The sequence below is a fragment of the Acidobacteriota bacterium genome, assembly GCA_029861955.1.
Classification (GTDB): Bacteria; Acidobacteriota; Polarisedimenticolia; order Polarisedimenticolales; family Polarisedimenticolaceae; genus JAOTYK01.
Genome location: JAOTYK010000013.1, coordinates 55,308 through 77,355 on the forward strand (window position 1 = coordinate 55,308; position 22,048 = coordinate 77,355).

Here is a 22,048-nt window from a genome sequence, read left to right on the forward strand (position 1 = left end):
CTGAGTATAGCAACGGGGTTCAATGGTTCTGACGGGGTTGACCTTCCACGGACCCGAACCCTATGCTGCACCAGCCATCGAACGCGATGACTATGGGCGCTCGGGAGCCCGGGGGGCGTGGGAACCCGTGAATATCGTGAGCTCCAATCTCGAGGAACTAGGCGGGATGGCGCGTCTGGGTTGGGATGCGCTTCGCGTGGGCGTGCGGCGTCCCTTCGGCTTCCGGTTGTTCCTCGACCAACTTCACGAACTGGGTGTGAAGTCCCTCACCATCACCAACATCACGCTCCTCTTCACGGGGATGGTGCTGGCGATCCAGACGGCCTATTCCCTGGCGGCCTACGGTGGCAAGTCGTTCGTCGGCGATGTCGTGGCCCTGTCCGTCGTTCGCGAGCTGGGGCCGGTCCTGGCCGCCCTCGTCGTGGCCGGTCGCGTGGGTGCGGGGATCACCGCAGAGCTGGGCTCCATGGCAGTCACCGAGCAGGTGGATGCCCTACGGGCGCTTGCTGCGAGTCCCGTCAAGAAACTGGTCGTGCCGCGAGTCTGGGCGCTGCTTCTCGGTCTACCGGTTCTTACGATCCTCGCCGATGCGGTGGCGCTGTTCGGTGGGTTGCTGATGGCGGTCTTCGAGCTCGGCCAGTCGCGGGTCTACTACATGTCTCACGTCTTCGAGGCGCTCCGACCGCAGGACCTGGTCAGCGGTATCGGCAAGACCGTGTTCTTCGCGTTCTTCATCGGTGTGATCGCCTGCTACAACGGACTGAACGCACGTGGTGGCGCCGACGGCGTCGGGCGGGCGACCACCAGCACGGTGGTTACGTCGTCGATCGCGGTCATCATCTCGGACTTCTTTCTGACCAAGATGTTCCTGGTGCTCTTTCCATGAGCGAGGCCTTCATTCGCTATCAGGGGATCCACAAGTCCTTCGGTCAAACGCCGGTCCTCGCCGGCGTCGATCTCGATATCCGCCGCGGACAGACCGTCGTGGTGATGGGTGGTTCGGGTAGCGGCAAGTCGGTCCTTCTACGACACGCCATCGGTCTGCACTGTCCGGATAGTGGTGAGGTCTGGGTCGATGGTCAGGAGATTACGGAGTTCGACGAAGAGCAGCTGATCGAGACACGCAAGAAGGTCGGGATGTTGTTTCAGGCCGGCGCGCTGTTCGATTCGATGACGGTGGAGGACAACGTCGCCTACGCGCTCCGCGAACATACGCAGCGTGACGAGACGGCGATCCTGGATCGCGTCCGCGAGGTCCTGACGCTGGTGGAACTGTCCGACATCGAAAAGCAGATGCCGGCCAGCCTGTCGGGTGGGATGCGGAAACGAGTCGCGCTGGCGCGGGCGATCGCCCTGGCTCCGCAGGCGATCCTGTACGACGAGCCGACCACGGGGTTGGATCCGATCACCGCCAACGCGATCAACCGACTCATCCGCAGTCTTCAGGCTCGCCTGAACGTCACGTCGGTCGTCGTGACTCACGACATCCATTCGGCCTTTGCGGTGGGCGATCGGATCGCATTTCTGCACGAGGGCAAGATCTACTTCGATGGTACGGTGGAAGAGGCTCGCAGTTGCCGCGAGCCCGTGTTGAGGAATTTCCTCGAGGGAGGCGGATATGGCGCGTAGCGGCACGCGTGACCTGTCGGTCGGTGCCATGCTGGCACTGGCGTTGATCGTCCTGGCCGTCTCCGTGATGGCGATCGGCGATAGCCGACGTCTCTTTGGCGGACGAACCTCCTTCGTTGTCCGTTTCCCCACGACCGATGGCCTCGTCATCGGGTCGCCCGTCAAGATGGCAGGCGTGCAGATCGGTAGCGTCTCCGACATCAAGCTCTCGACCGATGCGGCGGAGCCGGGAATCCGTGTCGGGCTGATCGTCGATGCCGACTTCTCGGGACGGATCCGCGAGGACTCCGGCGCCGCGCTCAGGATTCTCCAGCTTCTGTCCGGAGAGAAATTTGTAGAGATCGTGCCGGGAACCCCGGACAGCCCCTTGCTGGCAGCAGGTGGTGAGATTCGGCCGGTTCAGGACCCCGAACTTCTCCAGCAGGCCGCCGTGGCCGCCGAGAATCTCAACGACATCACCGTCTCGCTCAAGAACCTTTTGGAATCCCTGGAATCGGGCGAGGGGCTGATCGGGCAGATGATGACGGATCCCGAGTTCGGTCGCTCCGGTGTCGATGCCCTGGCCGGTTCGATGGAGAACTTGCGTGCCATCACCGCGGACCTCCTGAAGGGGGAGGGGTTCGTGGGCCGTCTGCTCTACGACGAGTCCTTCGCCACCAAGATCGACGACCTGGGGACGGCCATCGAGAGCCTCTCAAAGCTGGTCAACGGCATCAGCCTGGATGAGGGGGCGGTCGGTGAGATGTTGCGGGAGGACGGCAAGGGTCGGCAGATCGTTGACGACCTGGCCTCCGCATCGGCCTCTCTCAAGCGGATGACCACCCAGATCGAGAACGGCAACGGTTTGATCTCGAAGTTGGTCTATGACGAGGCCTATTCGGAGCAATTGGCGGTCGACCTGGGCCGAATCCTCTCGAATACTGCCGAAATCACGGAAAAGGTGAACACCGGACAGGGGACGCTCGGGGCCCTGGTCAACGAGCGACAGCTACATACCGGACTCGAACAGGTTGTCGCCGGCGTAAACGACAGTAAATTCGCACGGTGGTTGATGCGCCGCTATCAGAAGAAAGGCATCAAGTCCGAGGACGAACAGGCGGAGGATTGATCTGACAACCGGCCTACGCTGGAACTCGCCGCCGATCCTCTCTATATTTCACCCGTCCCGATCCCCGAAGGTCCCCCGGAAACGGGTGGCCCATCGCGTCGTGCCAGCGGTCCGACAAAGAGCGACATGAGTCAGCAAAAAAAGAAGCTTCTGCAGAGAATCGAGAACCGTGAGGCACGAATCGGCGTCATCGGGATGGGCTATGTGGGCCTACCGCTGGCGGTCGAGTTTGCCGATGCCGGTTTCCACGTGACCGGTATCGACGTCGATACCAGCAAGGTCAAGGGGATCAATGCCGGCAAGAGTCACGTCCAGGACGTCCCCGGAGCCGAGGTGGCCCGGCTGGTCAAGAAGCGAAAGCTAACGGCCAAGGCATCCTTCCGCGGTTGTGGGAAGTTCGACGCGATCATCATCTGCGTCCCGACACCTCTCCGTAAGACCAAGGACCCCGACATCTCGTACATCGTTGCGGCGACGTCGGAGATCTCCAGGGAGATGCGAGCCGGGCAACTGATCATCCTCGAGTCGACGACCTACCCCGGAACCACCGAGGAAGTGGTCCGCGGAGCACTGGAGACGTCGAAGCTAAAGGGTGGTCGCGATTTCTATCTGGCCTTCTCTCCGGAACGAGTCGATCCCGGAAACGAGACATTCAAGACCCACAACACACCAAAGGTCGTCGGCGGCTCGAGCCCCGACTGCACCGAGGTGGCTGCGTTGCTCTATCGACAGGTCATCGACACCGTGCACACGGTCTCCTCGACCGAGGCAGCGGAGATGATCAAGCTCCTGGAGAACACCTTCCGTGCGGTCAACATCGCCCTGGTCAACGAAGTCTCGTTGATGTGCGAGAAGCTCGGCGTGGACGTCTGGGAGGTCATCGAGGGTGCGGCGACGAAGCCCTTCGGTTATATGCCGTTCTTCCCGGGGCCCGGAATCGGCGGGCACTGCATCCCGCTGGACCCCCACTACCTGTCGTGGAAACTGAAGACGCTGAACTACTCGGCGCGATTCATCGAACTCGCGTCTGAGATCAACGGCGACATGCCCTCGGTCGTCGTTCGACGGATCAGTTCCATGCTCAACAACAAGAAGCTGTCGGTGAATGGCGCGCGAGTGATGATCGTCGGAACGACCTATAAGCGCGATACCGGCGATGCTCGCGAGTCGCCCGCGGTGGACGTCATGAAGCTCCTCGGTGAGCGCGGGGCGCGACTCTCGTACCACGACCCGTTCGTCCCGCAGATTGACCTGCCGGAGTACGGCACGATTCGACGTTCGGCGCTGAGCGAGAAGAACCTCAAGTCCGCGGACATCGTCGTGATCATTACGGATCACACCAGCTATGACTACGCATTCGTCGTACGCCACTCGAGACAGGTGCTCGATACACGCAACGCGACGCGGGACGTCCGTGGTGGTCGAAGCAAGATCCAGAAGCTTTAGCGGCGAGACGGAGTGGGCGACGTGGCGCGATCGAAGACAATCCTGGTGACAGGCGGTGCGGGGTTCATCGGTTCCCATCTTGCCGAGGCCTTGCTGGCCCGGAACGATCGTGTTGTTGTGTTGGACAACTTCGACCCGTTCTACGAGGAGTCCATCAAACGTCGCTACATCCAAAAGGCGCAGAAGTCGTCGGACTACCGGTTGGTCGAGGGTGACATCCGCGACTCCGACACCCTGGAGCGACTGTTCGCGGAGAAGTCCTTCGATGCGGTCATCCATCTGGCCGCGCGGGCGGGTGTCCGCCCATCCATCGAGGACCCGGTTGAGTACTGTTCGGTGAACGTGGATGGGACCAGCAAGCTCCTCGAGGCATGCCGCAACCACCGTGTCGAGACGTTCGTGTTCGGGTCTTCAAGTTCGGTCTACGGAAACAACCGTAAGGTGCCGTTCGCGGAGGACGATCCGGTCGATCGACCGATCTCACCGTATGCCGCGACGAAGAAGGCCGGTGAGGTGATCTGCCACACCTATCACCATCTCTACGGAATGAAGATCGCGTGCTTACGCTTTTTCACCGTCTATGGACCGCGTCAACGGCCGGAGATGGCGATCCACAAGTTTGTACGCAAGATCTTCAACGAAGAGACACTCGATCAGTACGGTGACGGCGGCTCCGCCCGGGACTATACGTTCGTCGCGGATATCGTTCGCGGCATCGTGGCGGCCATGGAGCGGGCGTCGAGTTACCACATCTGGAACCTGGGTGGCTCCGAGTGTCTGAAGCTGTCCGAGTTGATCGCGGCGATCGCATCCGAGGTCGGCAAACCGGCGAAGATCCGGCAATTGCCGCTCCAGGCGGGCGACGTCGATCAGACCTGGGCGGATATCACGCGAGCGCGTGAGGAACTCGATTGGAAGGCCGAGACCACTCACGGCGAGGGCTTGAAACAATTCATAAGCTGGTATCGAGAGCATGCCGGCGTCGGGAGATCGGAATGAATATCTGCGTGGTTGGCACGGGATATGTGGGTTTGGTGACGGGGGCCTGTTTCGCCGAGTTCGGCAACCCTGTCGTCTGTGTCGATAAGGACGCGTCGAAGATCGACGCACTCAATGACGGCAAGATTCCGATCTACGAGCCGGGACTCGACGATCTGGTGCATCGAAACGCCAGCGCCGGTCGGCTTAAATTCACGACCAACCTGAACGAGAGTATTCAAGATGCGCTGGTCGTGTTCATCGCCGTCGGGACACCCCAGGACGAGAACGGGCGGGCCAACCTGAGCTTCGTGCGAGACGTGGCTCGCTCGGTCGGTGAGAACCTCAACTCCTACAAGGTTGTGGTGACGAAGAGCACGGTTCCGGCCGGGACCGGCGAGATGATTCGCAAGATCATCAGCGAGACGCGATCCGAAGAGGTCGAGTTCAGCGTTGCGTCCAATCCGGAATTCCTCCGTGAAGGGTCGGCGATCGAGGATTTTATGCGGCCCAACCGGGTCGTCCTGGGAACCGATGACGAGCAGGCCGCGGCGATCCTCCAGGATCTCTATCGGCCGCTGTTCCTGATCGAGACTCCGATCGTCGTGACGAACGTCGTAACCGCGGAGCTGATCAAGTACGCTTCCAACGCGTTCCTGGCGACGAAGATCTGTTACATCAACGAGATGGCCGATCTGTCCGAGAGTCTTGGTGCCGATGTCAACGTCGTCGCGAAGGCGATGGGCCTGGATCGTCGCATCGGGCAGAAATTTCTCCACGCGGGGCCGGGTTACGGCGGTTCGTGTTTTCCGAAGGACACCCGGGCGATCGCAGGGTTGGCATCGGACTTCGGCCATGAACTACGGATTGTTCGCGCCGTCATCGAGGTCAACGAGCGTCGCGCGGACGTCATGCTGGAGAAGATCGAGAAGACGCTGGGTGGCGACGCCAAGGGCAAGACGATCGGCATGCTGGGGCTGACGTTCAAACCCAATACCGATGATCTCCGGGAATCCCCGGCAGTTGCGATCGTCGATAAGTTGCTGGCCCGCGGTGCGAAGGTTCAGGCGTATGATCCGGTGGGAATGGAGTTGCTCAAGGCCGAAGGGGGTAGAGACGGATTGACCTTCTGTGGCGATGAGTACGAGACTGCAACCGGTGCCGACGCTGTTGTGTTGGCAACCGAGTGGAATCAATTCCGCTCGCTGGACATGCGACGCCTGAAGGAACTGCTGGCCAAGCCGGTCATGATCGACCTACGAAACATCTACGATCGCAAGCCGATGGAAGACGCCGGCTTCACCTATGTTGGAGTCGGTCGTTGAGTCGCGATCGCTATCTCGTGACCGGGGGTGCAGGTTTCATCGGCTCGAACCTGGCCGAGAGTCTACTGCGCGACGGTCACGATGTTCGTGTCATCGACGACCTCTCGACCGGACGTCGTGAGAATCTCGCCGAGGTGGACGCCTGGGCCGCCGAGGGTGGTGGCTCGTTCGAACTTCACGAGGCGGATATCCGTGACGCCGCTGCCTGTGCGGCGGCGATGGAGGGTGTCACGTACGTACTCCATGAGGCGGCGATCCCGTCGGTCCAGCGTTCCGTTCGGGACCCGTGGACGACCAACGGTGTCAACGTCAACGGCAGCCTCCAGCTCCTGACGGCGGCAAGAGATGCCGGCGTCCAGCGCTTCGTGTTCGCCTCGTCCTCCTCGATCTACGGCGAGTCACCAAAGCTACCGAAGGTCGAGACGATGGAGTCCGACCCGATCTCGCCGTACGGCCTTCAGAAGCTTGCCGCAGAATCGTATTGCCGGATGTTTTACCGGCTCTATCAGTTGCCGACGGTCTGTTTGCGTTACTTCAACGTCTTTGGTCCTCGCCAGGACCCGGGCAGCGAATACTCCGCCGTCATCCCGCGATTCATCACGAGTATTCGTGACGGCAGGACGCCGGTCGTCTACGGGGACGGCGGGCAGACCCGCGACTTCACCTTCGTTCAGAATGTCGTCGACGCCAACCGTTTGGCCTGTCAAGCGGACGAATGTGCGTTCGGCAAGAAGTTCAATATTGCGTGCGGCGAGCGGATCAGCCTTCTGGACCTGATCGAGAAGATCGGCAAGCACTACGGCGTCGACGTCAAACCCCAGCACGCCGCCGCCCGCGAGGGGGATATCCGTCATTCCGAGGCGGGCATCGATCGGGCCGCCGAGGTACTTGGCTATCGCCCCAAGATCGATCTCGATGAGGGGCTGCGTCGCACGGCGGCGGCAAGCTAGATGGCGGCGCGCCGGCCACCGTTTCACGTGGTCCTGCTGGCAGGCGGCAGTGGCACACGCTTCTGGCCTCTGAGCCGGAAGAAGATGCCGAAGCAATTTCACGCGCTCACGGGACGCGAATCCCTGCTTCTGGCCACCTGGCGTCGGGTGCGGAAGCTGACGCCGAAGGCTCGGATCTGGGTCGTCGCACCCCGGGCCCTCGCACGCAGCGTGCGTCGTGAGCTCCCGGACCTGCAGAAGGAGAACCTGGTTCTCGAGCCGTCTCCCAGAGACACGGCACCTGCCATTGCGTTGGCGTGTGCGGCGGTCGAGCGTAGGGAGCCGGGATCGATCGTCGGCATCTTTCCGACCGATCACGTCATCCGTGACAGCACCGAGTTTGTTCGAACCGTCCGGGTGGCGGCCACGGTCGCTGCCGAGGGGTCGCTCGTCTGTCTGGGGATCCGCCCCGATCGACCGGCGACCGGCTTCGGTTATCTGCACTGCGCGACGCGTGCGAAGCGTCGTACGCCCACGATCGTCAAGCAGTTCGTCGAGAAGCCGGATCTTGCCAGGGCACGACGGTTCCTGCGCACCGGCCGTTACCTGTGGAACGCCGGCATGTTCGTCTGGCGCGCGGATCGGTTCCTCGAAGAGATTGAGAAGACCGCCCCGAGGATACGCCGGGCGGTCGATGGTCATCTTCGTCGCAATCGAAAGGCCTGGGTCACCGCGACCCGGCTATCCGTCGATTACGCCGTCATGGAGCACGCGTCCGATGTTCGGGTCGTGCCGCTTGACGCCGGGTGGGACGATGTCGGTTCGTGGGATGCCGTGGCTCGTCTTCGTGAGGAGGGCGTGGGTAACGACCGCCGGCACGTTCTGGTCGATAGCGAGGGCAGCGTCGTCATCGGCAGTCGGCGGCTCGTCGCTCTTGTCGGCGTCGAGAACCTCGCGGTCGTGGACACGGAAGATGCGCTCCTGATCGTCTCCCGCGAGCGATCGGAAGAAGTGCGAACCGTCGTCGAGACGCTCAAGAAAAGGCGACAAGACGATCTGTTGTAGGCCGAGAGTGGCGGTTCGTGCGATTGGGACGTACATCCGCCGTGTATTGTACGTACCGAGTCCTTTTGTCATTCGAGACTGATCGCGTGTCCGAGATTCCATCAAACCTGGCGCTGCCCGAAAACCATCGACGTCGGGGTCGAGGGCGGAACGTCCAGACCCTGCGGATCGCCGGGATCATGGCGCTCCTCGTCATCCTGGCGGCCTCGACCCTCGTGTCGGACAACCCGCTGCTCCTGATCATCGTGGCCGCGATGGCGACAGTCTGCTTCATGCCTACACTTCGGGAGTGGCAGCGGAGCCGACTGGATGTCTTCGCGCCGGTCAACGTGGTGGCCTATCTCTGGTTCATCTTCTTCGGTCTTGGCTCGATCTGGGTCTATACCGACCCGGAAGGCGTCGCCTATGACAAGTACATCGTCCCGTACGTGACGACTGCCGCCTGGTATTGCCTGCTGGGCATCGTCGCCATGATGGTCGGCTATTACATGTTCTGGCGACCGGTGCACGGGAGCATCAAGCGGGCGATCTATCGGATCCACGGAGTTCCATACCTGGTCCTCGTCGTCGGTCTGGGTGCAATCGGTGGCTTCGCGGAGATTGCCAGCCATCGTCTGCATTTCATCGGCGCCGCTCTGGGAAGCGGTTGGTTGAATCAGGTCGCCCAGCTGGCACCCCTCAACCGCTTCGCCTGGGCGCTCTGCTGGCTGCTTCTGTTCAGCGGACTGGCGACGTCGGCCCAGCGTCGACTGCTCCTTTTGGTGTTTCTTCCGTTCCAGATCGCGATCGTCGCGACGTCGCTCTCCGACAAATCGGTCGCCGGTACGCTGGCCGGCATCCCGCTGGTGGCGCTCTGGTATACGCGCGGGAAGCTGCCGTGGCGATCGTTGTTGGCGCTATTCCTGGTGTTGGTGTTCGTGGTATTCCCGCTGTTCAACACGTTCCGCCAGGTCGATCCACGGCTATCGTTCGGGCAGCGACTTCAGGCGACCGGCGTCTTGATCTCGGAGTGGACCGGGGAGGAGTACCTCGATCGATCGGTGGACGTGGTCAAGGAGCGTCTCTCGCTGGTGAACTCCGTCGCGGTTGTGATCCGTGACGTGCCACGTTGGGTTCCGTACGCCAACGGGCGGACGCTGTTTGTTCCGACGCTGGCGTTTCTGGTCCCACGTGTGTTGTGGCCGGGTAAGCCGACGCTGACCATGGGAACCGATTTCGCGCGCACCTTCAGGGTTGTCCACATGCTGGACTACGAGACCAATATGGCGGTCACGGTCCCCGGCGAGCTGTGCTGGAACTTCTCGTGGCCTGGAATCGTCGTCGGCATGCTGCTCTGGGGTGCGGCGCTTCGCTGGGTCTATCGCCGTTATTACGAGGGCCTGCCTTTCGATGTCATCCGCGTGGCGATCCTGATCGTGACGCTGGTCGAGTTCGCCCATTTCGGCGCAAGTCTGGCGGGACAGATCGCCAACCTGATGCGAACCCTGTTGATCCTCGAGTTCTTGCAGTGGGTCTCATTGCGTCTGAGGCTCCTCAGCCTCGAGTTCCCGAGATCCACCCGGACGGCCGAATAGCACGACAACGGTGATAATTCCGTGTTTCTCGGCTGCGGGGCGCTTCAACCCATGGTTTTGACCGGCAAACAGCGGGGGTGACGAGTATATTCTGGCAGATAACCACGGTAGCGATGGGTGGGCATCCCTGAATGGTTCAGTTGGCACTGGTCGGAATTGTCACCGCGATCTCCGCAATGGTGATCACGTGGTTGGTGACGCCGGTCGTCATTCGATTCGCCGACTGGATCGGCGCGGTCGACGTTCCCGGCGCACGCAAGATCCACTCGACACCGATCCCGCGCATCGGCGGTGTGGCGGTCTTCGCCGGCTTCGTCGGTGCCGTGGTGGTAGCCGCGGCGGTCACCGACAGCTGGCCCACATCCCAGGTCGCAGCGATCGATTGGCGCGGTCTCGCCGTGGCCGCGTTCGGCCTCTTGCTGGTGGGACTTCTGGACGATCTCCGCGGTCTGTCGTTTCAGTGGAAGTTCGCTGCGCAGATCCTCGCCGCCAGCTACGTGTGGACCTGTGGCTTCTCCGTCGAGTCGCTGGCGCTGCCCGGAGTCGGTAACGTCGAACTGGGGGCGATGTCTTATTTCGTGACGGTCTTCTGGGTCGTTGCCGTGACGAATGCCGTCAACCTGATCGATGGTCTCGACGGCCTGGCGGCCGGTAGCGCGTTGATCACCTGCGTGGCGATGGCGATGATCGCATTCGGCCAGGGGAAGCTGGGTGTCACGGCGGCAAGCGTCGCGCTCGCCGGTGCGCTCCTTGGTTTTCTTCGGTACAACTTCAACCCTGCGCGGATCTTCCTTGGTGACTCGGGGAGTCTGTTCCTGGGATTTGTCCTGGCGGTGATCTCCGTGCGTGGCAGTCAGAAGGCGTCGGCCGCCGTCGCGGTGCTGGTTCCGTTGCTGGTGCTGGGACTTCCGCTGCTCGATACCGGATTGGCCGTCAGCCGGCGGTTGTATCGCCTGAGCCTGCGAGGCATTCATGAGCCCGGTTCGACCATGCGTTACGTCGTTCGAAACGTCCATCATGTCTTCTTGCCGGATCGCGGACATATCCACCACGTCCTGGTCGATTCCGGGTTGAGTCATCGTTGGGCGGTCCTGGCGCTTTATGGGCTGGGCGCGGGATTCGCCGGTATCGCTCTGGCGATGGTCTCCGTGCGCGCCATCTGGTTCGCGGTGGGGCTTTCCGGGCTTCTTTTCGTCTCTCTCTCCGCGATGATCTACGTGCTCTACCGACGGGGGAGATGGTGGGCCAAAGATGCGCTACCCTCCATGTCGGCGACGGGCGCCGGACCAAACGAGGAAACGACGACGGACGGCGAGGAATCCAACGCCGACGGGGTCGCACGCGAAGCTAGCTAGTGAAGAGAATCTCCACCCACCCTGTATCGTTACTACTGGCTCTCGTGACGCTCACGTTGGCGCCGGGGAGCGTCTCGCGGGTTCACGCCCAGTCAGCCCAGGACCCGCCACCTCGGGGGCTCGAAGCAGGCCCCTGGGTTCTCGCGCCGATTCTTGGAATCGGGTACACCAACGACGACAACATCTTCCGTCTCGACGAGGAGGAGGAGGACGAGCAGATCGGCGAGGCCGTGGCCGCGCTGACTGCCTATCTGCCGTTTCGGAAGAGCATGCTGAAGCTCGGCTACAGTGCCGAGTACTACGACTACGCCAACAACAACTTCACGCGAACCGTCGCGCAGGACTTCTCTCTCGACCTCGATGTGCGTTTGGCCGGAGGTGGCCGGATCCGCGTGCGCGACGATTACACCCGCGGATTCTCGGACGTTCAGCAGTTCGATGAGGGTGGTGAGCGCGTATTCGATGGCAAGCCGTACGATCTGAACGACTTCGAAGTCACGTTCTCCCGGGCGGTTCCGTATCACCCCGGTTATTTGCTTCGGATTCGCAGTCGCGACTTCAGCTTCGTCGAAGGTGCCGAGGTCGCGTTCTTCGACTACAAGGGCTGGGACGCATCGGGTGAATACCGTCAGCCGATACCGGGATCCCGTTGGCTTACCTTGTTCGGCAATTCGCGACGGCTCGATCACAGCGAGGCGGGGAGTTCCGGGGATCCCTTCCGCAAGGAGGCCGCCGACGATCTCCAGATCGGGATACGCGGGCTGGCGGGCGGCGATGACCCGTATTTCATTAAACTCGGTTGGGGCCGCTTCGAGTATCAGGACGTGGTGGGTGCGGTGACGGAGCCCGAGCCCTTCAGGGGTGTCGTCGGTGCCTTTCAGTACCGGTTGCGGATTTCGCATGCCATGGATATGGTCTTTTCCGGGAGCCGTCGCCCGCTGCCGTCGAATTTCGACACTTACTACCTGGTAAATGAAATGCAGGTGGATTTGCAGCGAACATGGCAGCAATTCTCAATCATGGGCGTCAAGGCGCTCTACAGCGCGAATCGTTACGGGGATATCCTGACGCTGCGGGACGGGACGCCGCTAACGACATGCAGCGATTTTATTCGAAAGGATGATCGTTATCGAGTCGAGGCGTATGGTCAATGGTGGGTCAACGATCTGTTGGGCGTCAGTATTGCGGCGGCCCATCAGGGACGCAACTCGAACTGCGCGATTTCCGAATACGAGGCTAACGTGCTTTCTGCAAACATCGAATTTGGTTGGTTCTAGTAATGACTAAACAGAAGAATTCTCGTCGCGTCTCGATCGTGCTGACGATCCTTGCTTTAACCGTGTGTGCCGTTGCGGTGGTTCACGGTGAAGAGCGTCCGCGCTCCGTCGCGGAGATCCGCATCGAGATGCCGTCGGGAAGTGATGGCTTCGTCGCCGTCGAACCGGGGCGCCGATCCGTGACCCTGGAACTTCCGCGGGGCTCCGTCTTCCCGCTGGATTTCTCCGGTTCCACCGGGGGGCTTCTGCGCGGCGGCGAGGTGACCATCGTCTCGGACGACCGCGTGCGACTCCAACTGGATCTGGCCCACGGGCTGCTCGATCGCGTGAACTATGAGCCGAACGCCGTGACCCTGCGATTCACGAGCCGGCTGATCGGGAGTGAATCGGATGTGGACGAGGATGCGTATCACCTGGGTGTTGCCGACAAGATTCAGATCACGGTGCACAACCAACCGGAGATGAGTTCTTTGACGGTGGTCGGCGAAGACGGCACGGTCGTCATGCCGATCCTCGGCGAGGTCGAGGTCGCCGGTCAGACCCCCCGCCAGTTGGCGGAGCGGCTCACCGAGCTGCTCGGTCGGGACTACCTGGTCGATCCCCAGGTCGACGTGCTGGTGGAGGACTTCCGCAGCCAGTGGGTGATGGTCACCGGCCAGATCCACAACCCCGGTCGCTACCCGCTACAAGGAGGGACTCGTTTGAAGGAGGTCCTCTCGATGGCCGGTGGATTCGCCGAGCGCGCCGGCGAGAAGATCGTCGTTTCCCGTACCGATCAAGAAACCGGCGCGGTGGAATCGTTCACGATCCAACGCATGGAGTTCGAGGCCGGTTCCGACAACCTCGTTCTGCAGTCCGGCGACATCATCGAGATCCACGATCCGGCCTACGCCTACATCAGCGGTGAGGTCCGTTCCCCGTCCCGAGTGCCGGTGGAGCGGGGCTTGACGTTACTCCAGGCGTTGACCCAGGTTGGCGGCCTCAGCGAATGGGCCGACAAGAAGAACATTACAATCCTGTATCCGGCCGGTATCGTTCCGCGAGAACGGGTCGTAAATCTGCGGAAAATCGAGAACGGTCAGGCGGAAGATCCCATTCTTGTCGGTGAGGAGAAGATCATCGTCAAACGGCGATTCTTCTGATATGGGAAGATTGTTGTTGGCACGTCGGTCTCACCGTACCTTCGGATTGTAGAAAACTTGAGGAACACGCGTATGGTCTCCCCCAATCAATACGACGCTCAGGAAGGTACGCCTCGCGAGGTTCACCTTCGTGACTACTGGAAGATCCTGTGGCAGGGTCGACTGAAAATCGCGGCGGTCTTTATCGTCGTCGTTGGTTTCGCGGGTTTCCACGCGTTCATGCAGACGCCGATCTACGAGACCACGGCAACCATCGAGGTGCAGCCGAAGGGGACCCGGATGGCGGCGGGGCAGGATCTGTCCGGCATGGGTGCCGGTGTTGGTTGGTTTGCCGAGGAGAAGTACCACAACACCCAGGTCGAGATCATCAAGAGTCGCGATGTGGCTCAGCGTGTGATCGAACGTCTCGATGTAACGAATATCAGTCGGTTTGAAGAGGTCGAAGATCCGGCCGACGCGCTTCGAATGTCTCTGCAGGTGATTCCGCGACGCGAGACCGGATTGATCGAGATCAGTCTGCTCGGGGCGGATCCCCACGAGATCGTCGAGATCGTCAACGCCGTCGCCGACGCGTACGTCGAGCGCAACATCGAAAAGGCAGAGGACCGGATGGAAGAGGCGTTCGGCACGATCAAGCAGCAGCTGCTTGTGTTCGAGGCACAGTACGAAGCGGCCGAAGAAGAACGCATCGAATCGCTCTCCACCGAGGCAGGCGGAATGTCGATCATCAGCGTCGAGGTTCAGAAGAGCGTCATCGAAGAGAAGCTCCGTGCCCTCAACGAGGAATTGAACCGGGTCGATCTCGAGAGTCTCGGTCTTCAGAAGACGCTCGATCAGGTCCGCAGCATGCCGTCTCGTGGCGCCGACCTGACGAACATTCCCGAGTTGGCGGAGGACCTCACGCTGGCCGGGCTGATGGAGCAGCGTGGCAAGATCGAGCGTGATCTGGAGGGCGCCAAGGTCGACCTCAAGCCGAACCACCCCGACGTGGATCGACTCGAAACACAGCTCGACTCGATTGATCAGCGCATCGGCGATCGACGCATGGTGATCCTCGGTTCGATTCAGACCCGCTTCGAGATGTTTCAGGATCGGGAGCGATCGCTTCGAAAGCGCATTCGGGACGAGGAGGCGTTCTCCCTCGAGGTCGTCAAGAACTCGTCGGAATATGCAAAGAAAAAGTCCAAGGCCGATATCAAGGAACGGGTTCTTCAGACCATCGACAAGGCCCTGAACGAGGTCCAGCTGGGCTCGCAGTTCTTGACCAACAACGTCGCGGTTCTGGACCACGCAAAGATTCCGCAGTGGCCCGTGAAGCCGCGCAAGAAGGTCATCGTCGCCATCGGCGCTCTCCTCGGGCTGTTGATGGGTGTCGGCGTGGCGTTCTTCGTCGACTACCTCGATAACACCTTCCGCGATCCCGAAGACCTGGAGAAATACCTCGGTCTTGCGGTGCTCGCCGTCGTTCCGAAGATGCGTGACGGCAGCGATGACGATCGCGGGCTGAGGGAGGCCTACCAGTCCCTCAGGACCAGTGTGATCTTCTCCAGCCTGAACCGTCAGCGAAAAGTCATTCTCATTACCAGTACGGCGCCGCAGGAGGGCAAGTCCTCCACCATCGCCAACCTCGCACGGGTTCTGGCCTCGTCGGGTGAGCGTGTGGCAGTCCTGGACTGTGATCTTCGTCGACCGACCCAGCACAAACATCTCAAGATCGAGCGTGGACGCGGGCTGACCAACTTCCTCACCGCGCCGATCGAGGAGCGGGACTGGAAGATCTATGGCCAGCGTGTGGATAGCACGACGGTGGATGCCTACGCGGCCGGTCCGATCCCGCCGAGCCCGCCGGAGCTTCTCAGTGGCGACCGATTCAAGACGATGGTCTCCGAGATGCGACGCGAGTATGACTGGGTCTTGATCGATTCGCCGCCGGCCGCTTCGCTGGCCGACGCGACGACGCTTGCCGGTGTTGCCGACATGCTTGTCCTGGTGGTCAAGCACAACGCCACCGATCGTGACCTGGTTTACAAGAGCTTGCAGCGACTGCGGTCGTTCAACGAGCACGTGGTCGGTGCGGTCCTGAACAACGTCGATCTCGAGCGAACGTACAACCGTGACTACTACTACGCGGGTTACTACTACGAGGATCGCGAGGACGACAAGACCGGCAAGACCAAGAAGAAGCTGCGGGTCGACAAGTCACGCGTCGGTTGATCGGCCTCTGATACAATCCGGCGGATGAAGCACCCCATAGGTCTTGTCCGTGTCGTCCGTCTGGTGGCCCTGGCCGCGCTCTCGATTCCATGCCTGACGGGGTGTGGTCCGTCGGACCCCGTTGCCGACGTGCTGGCCCAACGCGCCCGGTGGGAGGTCATCCCGCAGAACTGGGTTCAGGATGACGCCGGTACGGTGAGCGTCTCGGTCCGTCTCGCGGGGCCACCGAAATCGACCCTCGGAAGTCTGACCGTCCGTGTCGCGGTAGCCGATGCCGCCGGATCACCGGCGGGAGAGTACTGGCACACCTTCGATCTCGCGGGGATCGAGCGTGGAGGACCCGTTGATCGGCTCATCCGGTTGCGTGACGTCCCGGTCATCGAGGAACTGGATATCGACCCGATTTACGCCCCCACGGAGGACCAGTACACCCACATCCAGGAGTTGAGCGGGCTGACCGCCGAGTAGGCGCGTTCGCTAGCGAACGATCCTGCGCTGGAAGTCTTCCAGGGTGTGGCGGAGTCCTTCGCGGACATCGGTCTTCGGCTCCCAGCCGAGTTTCGCCCGTGCGCGGCTGATATCGGGCTGCCGAACCTTCGGGTCATCGACCGGTAGATCACGGAAGACCAGCTTCGTGCCGCTACCCACCAGGTCGCGGATCTCCTCGGCCATCCGCCGTACCGTCCATTCCTCGGGGTTACCGATGTTGCATGGATCGTGCAGATCCGAGTGTAGGAGGCGTGAGATGCCGTCCACCAGATCTGCCACGTAGCAGAAGCTGCGGGTCTGGTTACCGTCGCCGAAGATCGTGATCTCCTCACCGTTCAGCGCCTGCGTCAGGAAATTGGGGATCGCTCGGCCATCGTTCAGACGCATCCGTGGGCCAAACGTGTTGAAGATCCGAACGATCTTCGTGTTAACCCCATGGGTGCGGTGGTAGGCCATCGTCATCGCCTCCGCGAATCGCTTGGCCTCGTCGTACACCCCACGCGGTCCAATCGGATTGACGTGACCCCAGTAGTCTTCTTTCTGTGGATGGACCTGTGGGTCGCCATAGACCTCGGACGTCGAGGCCAGTAGAAACCGAGCTCCCAGCCGGCGGGCAAGCCCGAGCGCCGCATGGGTGCCCAGGGATCCCACCTTCAGCGTATGGATCGGGTAGTCCAGGTAGTCCTGAGGGCTCGCCGGGCTGGCGAAGTGCAACACCGCATACAGCGGCTGGTCGAGGTAGATGTAGTTGGTGACATCGTGCTGGATGAAGCGAAAATCTTCGTGATCGATCAGATGGGCAAGGTTGGCCGTGTCGCCGGTGATGAGGTTGTCCATCGCGATGACGGCGTAACCCTCGCCGAGCAGTCGGTCGCAGAGATGGGAGCCAAGGAAGCCCGCGCCACCGGTGACCAGAATCGTCTCTTTCATCGTTCTCCTTCGTGCATCAGCGGGCTGCGCCGTCATGTTTGCCGCGGATCTTCAGTGGGATGTCAATCGTGCCACGTCCGTCGTCCAGGGGGTTACTACTTTCTCGTCTGTCCCGGGTCATCCGCAGGAATAACCAACGGGGTAGGAGCGACGGTCGTTCGAGGTAGACCGCCGCCAGATAGAGCTGGAGCCACCGACGATCGGGGCGTCGGATCCAGTCCAGGGGATGGCGACTGCGAAACGGTGCGGTGAGCCATTGTCGCCAGGCGGGCAGGGGAAAGAGCTCGATCGTCTCCGGACCCACCGTCTGTGGGTCGAGCTGGTGGAGGTGTCGTACCGCCGCCGCCGCCGCCATGCTTCCACCCCAGCGATGAAGACGCTCTGCCACGATCTTCCAGGAGAACCCCGGGTTGCGAACGATCGGGCGGAGGTCGATCAGCCACTTCAATTGCCGGTTGAAGTAGTGGGAGAGATGATGGAGCAGGATGTGGGCGACGAAGTCATGGTCTTCAAGATGGAGGATCCGGTAGGGCCCGATCGTGAGGGGCTTCGCGCGTTCGAAGAGCTCGTCGACGTCCAGGTCGTAGCGAACGTCCTGGACAAGGTTCCAGTGGATCTCGACATCGACCTGATGCGGAACGGGGCTCAGCAACGGGAGATGATGACTACTTCGAATGTAGTGCGTCGCGCCTGCCGGATCCGGCACCGTGAAGCCGTGTTCCCCCAGTGCCCTCAGCGCGATGATCAGCTGATCCCGCGGAACGAGGAGGTCCACATCGGTCACCGTGCGAAGATCGATCCGTTCGTAGTGACGATGGAGGAGGTCGATCCCCTTGAGACCCAACACCGTGACGCCGGCGGACGTCAGGATCTTGAGGACCTGTTCCGCGACACCGACGAGCAATGCGTTGTCCACACGGGTCTTGCGTCGTCGCTCGGCAAGATGCCCCATGATCCTTGTGTCGATCCTGGATTCCAGTCCCGCCGTTCGGATCTGGTGATCGAGCCAGGGCTCGATATCGGTCTGCTCACAAAGGGATAGGAATCGTTCGGAGTCCGGGGTGGAGTCCGCGAGGATGGCGTCAATGGCCTCGGGTCTCTCGCGTGCGAGAGCCAGAAGCAATTCGGTGCTGGAGTCGGGGGACATACGGGGGGCAAAAGATAGTCCCTCCCGCTTGCAGGCGTCAACGTGTCGGGCTATTCTTTGCGCCGATTCATGAGCAATATCGGCTCGAAAATCGTTGACAGCCTCGCCCCGCGTGTCGGCTACGCCTATCTACGGTTGATGCGTGCGACGATGCGTCTTCAGTTTGTTCGGCGCGAGACCCTCGCGTCGGTGCGGCGTGATGGGCCCTACATCCTGGCCTTTTGGCACGCCCGCTTCGTCATGATGCCGTTCTGCTATCCCGGCGAGAGAATGATGGTCCTTCACAGCGAACATCGTGACGCGCAGCTTCTCGTCGGCATCATGAAGCGATTCGGGTTCCATCAGGCCTGGGGCTCCAGCACCCGAGGTGGAGCGCGCGGCCTACGTTCCCTGGTTCGCGGTCTCAAGGATGGCTTCGATGTCGGGATCACGCCCGACGGTCCCAAGGGACCCCCGCGACAGGTTCATCCGGGGGTGCTGGCTCTCGCCCGCCTCAGCGGCAGGCCGATCATTCCGGTCGCCTTCAGCGCGCGGCCCCATCGTCGTCTGTCTTCCTGGGATCGAACGATGCTGCCGTACCCGTTCGCCCGCGGCGTGTTCGTCTACGGGGAGCCGCAGTTCGTCGGACGCGGGTCCATTGAAGAGGAAGAGGTCGCTCGTCTCGAGGCGTCGCTGGACGCATTGAACCGGGAGGCCGACGGCATCGTCGGCGTCGCGACCGTCGATCCCCCTGTGGACCGCCCGTGAAACGTCCCGTGAGAATCGTCCTGGCGGCGGGGGAACCCTCCGGGGATCGACTAGGTGCGGGACTCGCGCGCGAGCTGAAGCGAAGACTCCCGGACGCGGAGCTGGTCGGGATGGGTGGCGATCGGATGGCCGCCGAGGGCGTCGAGATCGTCCAGCATCTGCGGGAGGTTGCCGTTGTCGGAATATCGGAAGTGTTGGCCCACTTCCCGCAACTCCTCCGCGCCCGGCGACGCATGGTCCGTCGATTCACGGACGAACCGACCGACCTGTTCATCCCGATCGACTTTCCCGACTTCAATTTCGGTCTCGGCAAGGCCGCCCACCGGGCCGGAGTGCCGGTAGTTTATTTCGTCAGCCCCCAGATCTGGGCCTGGCGCCGCGGCCGGATAAATTCGCTCCGTCGCTGGGTCCGTCGAATGTTGGTGCTCTTTCCTTTCGAGGAGGCGCTCTATCGGGACGCCGGAATCGACGTACGTTTCGTCGGGCACCCGTTGGCCGCGTCGGTGGTCCATCCGGGTCGATTGGCCCTGGCCGAGACGGTGGGAGTCGATCCCGATCAGCGGTACGTCGCCCTGATGCCCGGCAGTCGCGAGGGCGAGGTCCGTCGACTCTTCCCCATCCTCGACGCCACGGCCCGGGACCTCCTGACCACCCACCCCGAACTCCGTTTCATCGTCCCCGTCGCCCCCCACCTCGACCTAAAAGGGGACAGATTTATTTTCCATCGCGGCGACTTCCCCGAACTCCTGGATCTCTGCGACGCCGGCGTGGTCGCCGCCGGGACCGCAAGTCTCGAGGCGGCGGTGCAGGGGCTTCCGATCGTCATCGTCCACCGTCTCAGTCGGTCGAGCTATGCGATCGGCCGCCGGCTGGTGAAGCTGGAGAGTTTCGGCCTTCCGAATCTGGTTGCGGAGCGACCGCTGGTCCCGGAGTTTATTCAGGATGACTGTCGTCCCGATCGTATTGCGGCGGCGATCCGTCGGTATCTGGACGATCCACACCACACCGCGACGATCCGCGAGGGGTTGGCCGGTATCCGTCAGCGGCTCGGCGGCGAGGGCGTCTTCGAGCGCGCCGCAGACTCCGTCATCGAACTCCTGCAGCAGTCGCCCCGGGTTCCTTGATCTCCCGACGGGACTATGGTCGAATGCCCCGTTCCAACCGAGGCGGCCCATGATTCGCTCCATGACAGGTTATGGCCGTGGTTCGGCCGAGATGACGGGTTACCGAATGACGGTCGAGATCCGTAGTGTCAATCACCGTTTCGCCGATCTTCGTTTCCGCCTGCCGGCGGAGATGGGGCGGCTTGAGACGGTCTTTCGTCGTCAGGTGGCCAAGCGGGTCCATCGTGGCAGGGTCGAGGTCCAACTTCGGTTCGAGGCCGCCGACGGCCAGTCGGAGCAGCGCTTCAATCGTCCTCTGTTCGACGAGGTCCTGGGGACCTGGAAGAGTCTGGCAGCCGAGACCGGCGCCAACGCGACCCCCGACCTGGCCGCGATCCTGCGGATCTCGAGCATGTTCCGCGCAGACGGCATGGATCGGACCCTCGACGAAGAGCAGGCATCCACCGCGGGCGTCGCCCTGGACCAGGCCCTCGGCGCACTCGATGAAGATCGTCGGCGCGAAGGGGAGTCGCTCCGCGACGATCTCCTACTCCGAGTGGCGACCCTTGCAGAGGCTGCCGGACGAGCCGGGGTACGCGTCTCCGGCCTACCCGACCGGCTCAAGGTACGGCTCGAAGAACGGTTGGCGCAGCTTGCGACCCAGGTAGAATTGGACCCGGGACGCGTGGCCCAGGAGGCCGCGATTCTGGCAGAGCGATCCGATGTCAGCGAGGAACTGGTCCGACTCGAGGGTCACCTGCAGCAAGCGGAGCGACTGCTTCGTAGCGAGGACGGGAAGCCGGTCGGCAAGCGGCTGGACTTTCTGGTGCAGGAGATCCATCGCGAGGTCAACACGGTGGGCAGCAAGTCGCAGGATCTTGATTTGACTCGGATTACTCTGGAGATGAAATCGGAGACCGAGAAGATTCGCGAGCAGGTACAGAATCTCGAATGACGAATTCCGACGCACCGATCGAGGGCAGACTATTCGTTATCTCGGCTCCGTCGGGCACCGGCAAGTCCACGGTTGCCCGACGCGTGCTCGAACTCGAGCCGGAGATGGAGTGGTCGGTCTCGTACACGACCCGACCCGCCCGCGAGGGTGAGGTCGATGGCCGTGACTACCATTTCATCGGTGGCGATACGTTCGATCAGATGGTCGAGCAGGGGGCGTTTCTGGAGTGGGCTCGAGTCTTCGATCGTCGTTACGGCACCGGTGTGGCGCGGACCCGTGAAGCGCTGGCAGCTGGTCGGGACCTGCTTCTCGAGATCGACGTCCAGGGGGCCGAGCAGGTTCGGGGCAGCCAGATCGAGACGGTGTCGATCATGATCCTCCCGCCGGACTTTCCGACCCTGGAGGCCCGACTGCGGGGCCGCGGCAGCGAGACGGACGACCAGCTGCGTGAGCGACTGACCACCGCCCGCCGGGAGGCGGCACGCTACGAATACTTCGATTATACGGTGATCAACGACGATCTTGATCGGGCGATAGAGGATGTCCGCGCGATCGTGTACGCTGAACGGCTCCGTAGTCGACGTCGGACGTCAACGATCACGGAGCTACTGAAGACGTTTCCGGCCTGACGGGAA

20 protein-coding genes are annotated in these 22,048 nt (G+C 62.0%); 18 read left to right on the forward strand and 2 right to left on the reverse strand.

The window, feature by feature from the left end; genetic code table 11:
• Window positions 1-136 precede the first annotated feature (136 nt).
• The 14 genes from OES25_08325 (at window position 137) to OES25_08390 (ending at window position 16,510) form a co-directional block, all read left to right on the forward strand.
• Window positions 137-886, forward strand: a complete 750-nt coding sequence (locus OES25_08325; protein MDH3627649.1) for an ABC transporter permease — start codon at window positions 137-139, stop codon at window positions 884-886.
• Window positions 883-1,629, forward strand: a complete 747-nt coding sequence (locus OES25_08330) for an ABC transporter ATP-binding protein (GenBank protein MDH3627650.1) — start codon at window positions 883-885, stop codon at window positions 1,627-1,629. The genes OES25_08325 and OES25_08330 overlap by 4 nt, the downstream gene beginning before the upstream one ends.
• Window positions 1,619-2,737: an MlaD family protein gene (locus OES25_08335; protein ID MDH3627651.1), complete on the forward strand. Its 1,119-nt coding sequence runs from the start codon at window positions 1,619-1,621 to the stop codon at window positions 2,735-2,737. Before OES25_08330 ends, OES25_08335 begins: the two co-directional genes overlap by 11 nt.
• Window positions 2,738-2,863: 126 nt before the next feature.
• Window positions 2,864-4,183 (forward strand): nucleotide sugar dehydrogenase, encoded by a 1,320-nt coding sequence (locus tag OES25_08340; GenBank protein ID MDH3627652.1) that lies wholly within the window; start codon window positions 2,864-2,866, stop codon window positions 4,181-4,183.
• Window positions 4,184-4,204: 21 nt separating this feature from the next.
• Window positions 4,205-5,182 carry a GDP-mannose 4,6-dehydratase gene (locus OES25_08345; GenBank protein MDH3627653.1) on the forward strand — a complete coding sequence of 326 codons (978 nt, stop codon included), beginning with the start codon at window positions 4,205-4,207 and terminating at the stop codon, window positions 5,180-5,182.
• Entirely contained in the window at window positions 5,179-6,486 is a 1,308-nt protein-coding gene (locus OES25_08350; GenBank protein ID MDH3627654.1) for a UDP-glucose/GDP-mannose dehydrogenase family protein, read from the forward strand. Before OES25_08345 ends, OES25_08350 begins: the two co-directional genes overlap by 4 nt.
• On the forward strand, window positions 6,483-7,436 hold the full coding sequence (locus OES25_08355) for an SDR family oxidoreductase (GenBank protein ID MDH3627655.1): 954 nt from the start codon (window positions 6,483-6,485) through the stop codon (window positions 7,434-7,436). The genes OES25_08350 and OES25_08355 overlap by 4 nt, the downstream gene beginning before the upstream one ends.
• Window positions 7,437-8,480, forward strand: a complete 1,044-nt coding sequence (locus OES25_08360; protein ID MDH3627656.1) for a sugar phosphate nucleotidyltransferase — start codon at window positions 7,437-7,439, stop codon at window positions 8,478-8,480.
• A gap of 86 nt (window positions 8,481-8,566) precedes the next feature.
• Window positions 8,567-10,054 carry a hypothetical protein gene (locus OES25_08365; protein MDH3627657.1) on the forward strand — a complete coding sequence of 496 codons (1,488 nt, stop codon included), beginning with the start codon at window positions 8,567-8,569 and terminating at the stop codon, window positions 10,052-10,054.
• 131 nt (window positions 10,055-10,185) lie between these two features.
• Complete coding sequence (locus OES25_08370; protein MDH3627658.1) at window positions 10,186-11,409, forward strand: undecaprenyl/decaprenyl-phosphate alpha-N-acetylglucosaminyl 1-phosphate transferase; 1,224 nt, start codon at window positions 10,186-10,188, stop codon at window positions 11,407-11,409.
• Window positions 11,409-12,686: a hypothetical protein gene (locus tag OES25_08375; protein ID MDH3627659.1), complete on the forward strand. Its 1,278-nt coding sequence runs from the start codon at window positions 11,409-11,411 to the stop codon at window positions 12,684-12,686. The genes OES25_08370 and OES25_08375 overlap by 1 nt, the downstream gene beginning before the upstream one ends.
• A 2-nt stretch (window positions 12,687-12,688) precedes the next feature.
• Window positions 12,689-13,828 (forward strand): SLBB domain-containing protein, encoded by a 1,140-nt coding sequence (locus tag OES25_08380; GenBank protein ID MDH3627660.1) that lies wholly within the window; start codon window positions 12,689-12,691, stop codon window positions 13,826-13,828.
• A 57-nt stretch (window positions 13,829-13,885) separates the two neighbouring features.
• Entirely contained in the window at window positions 13,886-16,042 is a 2,157-nt protein-coding gene (locus OES25_08385) for a polysaccharide biosynthesis tyrosine autokinase (protein MDH3627661.1), read from the forward strand.
• Between the two features lie 24 nt (window positions 16,043-16,066).
• Complete coding sequence (locus OES25_08390) at window positions 16,067-16,510, forward strand: hypothetical protein (GenBank protein ID MDH3627662.1); 444 nt, start codon at window positions 16,067-16,069, stop codon at window positions 16,508-16,510.
• 9 nt (window positions 16,511-16,519) lie between these two features.
• Here the strand turns inward: OES25_08390 and OES25_08395 are convergent, their stop codons facing one another.
• Both OES25_08395 and OES25_08400 read right to left on the reverse strand, forming a co-directional pair.
• Window positions 16,520-17,461 (reverse strand): SDR family oxidoreductase, encoded by a 942-nt coding sequence (locus OES25_08395; protein ID MDH3627663.1) that lies wholly within the window; start codon window positions 17,459-17,461, stop codon window positions 16,520-16,522.
• Between the two features lie 16 nt (window positions 17,462-17,477).
• Window positions 17,478-18,608 carry a nucleotidyltransferase family protein gene (locus tag OES25_08400; GenBank protein ID MDH3627664.1) on the reverse strand — a complete coding sequence of 377 codons (1,131 nt, stop codon included), beginning with the start codon at window positions 18,606-18,608 and terminating at the stop codon, window positions 17,478-17,480.
• A 69-nt stretch (window positions 18,609-18,677) separates the two neighbouring features.
• Here OES25_08400 and OES25_08405 point away from each other — a divergent pair, with 69 nt between their 5' ends.
• The 4 genes from OES25_08405 to gmk are packed head-to-tail and all read left to right on the forward strand — an operon-like array spanning window position 18,678 to window position 22,042.
• Window positions 18,678-19,355 carry a lysophospholipid acyltransferase family protein gene (locus OES25_08405; protein MDH3627665.1) on the forward strand — a complete coding sequence of 226 codons (678 nt, stop codon included), beginning with the start codon at window positions 18,678-18,680 and terminating at the stop codon, window positions 19,353-19,355.
• A complete protein-coding gene (lpxB, locus tag OES25_08410; GenBank protein ID MDH3627666.1) occupies window positions 19,352-20,479 on the forward strand; it encodes a lipid-A-disaccharide synthase in 1,128 nt (375 codons plus the stop codon). The genes OES25_08405 and lpxB overlap by 4 nt, the downstream gene beginning before the upstream one ends.
• Window positions 20,480-20,528: 49 nt before the next feature.
• On the forward strand, window positions 20,529-21,413 hold the full coding sequence (locus OES25_08415; GenBank protein MDH3627667.1) for a YicC family protein: 885 nt from the start codon (window positions 20,529-20,531) through the stop codon (window positions 21,411-21,413).
• Entirely contained in the window at window positions 21,410-22,042 is a 633-nt protein-coding gene (gene gmk / locus OES25_08420; protein MDH3627668.1) for a guanylate kinase, read from the forward strand. Before OES25_08415 ends, gmk begins: the two co-directional genes overlap by 4 nt.
• Window positions 22,043-22,048: the final 6 nt, after the last annotated feature.

Coding starts and splice junctions, on each gene's coding strand:
- gmk (MDH3627668.1), top strand. CDS start 21,410: ATGACGAATTCCGACGCACCGATCGAGGGCAGACTATTCGTTATCTCG.
- OES25_08360 (MDH3627656.1), top strand. CDS start 7,437: ATGGCGGCGCGCCGGCCACCGTTTCACGTGGTCCTGCTGGCAGGCGGC.
- OES25_08405 (MDH3627665.1), top strand. CDS start 18,678: ATGAGCAATATCGGCTCGAAAATCGTTGACAGCCTCGCCCCGCGTGTC.
- OES25_08335 (MDH3627651.1), top strand. CDS start 1,619: ATGGCGCGTAGCGGCACGCGTGACCTGTCGGTCGGTGCCATGCTGGCA.
- OES25_08400 (MDH3627664.1), bottom strand. CDS start 18,608: ATGTCCCCCGACTCCAGCACCGAATTGCTTCTGGCTCTCGCACGCGAG.
- OES25_08415 (MDH3627667.1), top strand. CDS start 20,529: ATGATTCGCTCCATGACAGGTTATGGCCGTGGTTCGGCCGAGATGACG.
- OES25_08350 (MDH3627654.1), top strand. CDS start 5,179: ATGAATATCTGCGTGGTTGGCACGGGATATGTGGGTTTGGTGACGGGG.
- OES25_08340 (MDH3627652.1), top strand. CDS start 2,864: ATGAGTCAGCAAAAAAAGAAGCTTCTGCAGAGAATCGAGAACCGTGAG.
- OES25_08330 (MDH3627650.1), top strand. CDS start 883: ATGAGCGAGGCCTTCATTCGCTATCAGGGGATCCACAAGTCCTTCGGT.
- OES25_08395 (MDH3627663.1), bottom strand. CDS start 17,461: ATGAAAGAGACGATTCTGGTCACCGGTGGCGCGGGCTTCCTTGGCTCC.
- OES25_08370 (MDH3627658.1), top strand. CDS start 10,186: ATGGTTCAGTTGGCACTGGTCGGAATTGTCACCGCGATCTCCGCAATG.
- OES25_08390 (MDH3627662.1), top strand. CDS start 16,067: ATGAAGCACCCCATAGGTCTTGTCCGTGTCGTCCGTCTGGTGGCCCTG.
- OES25_08380 (MDH3627660.1), top strand. CDS start 12,689: ATGACTAAACAGAAGAATTCTCGTCGCGTCTCGATCGTGCTGACGATC.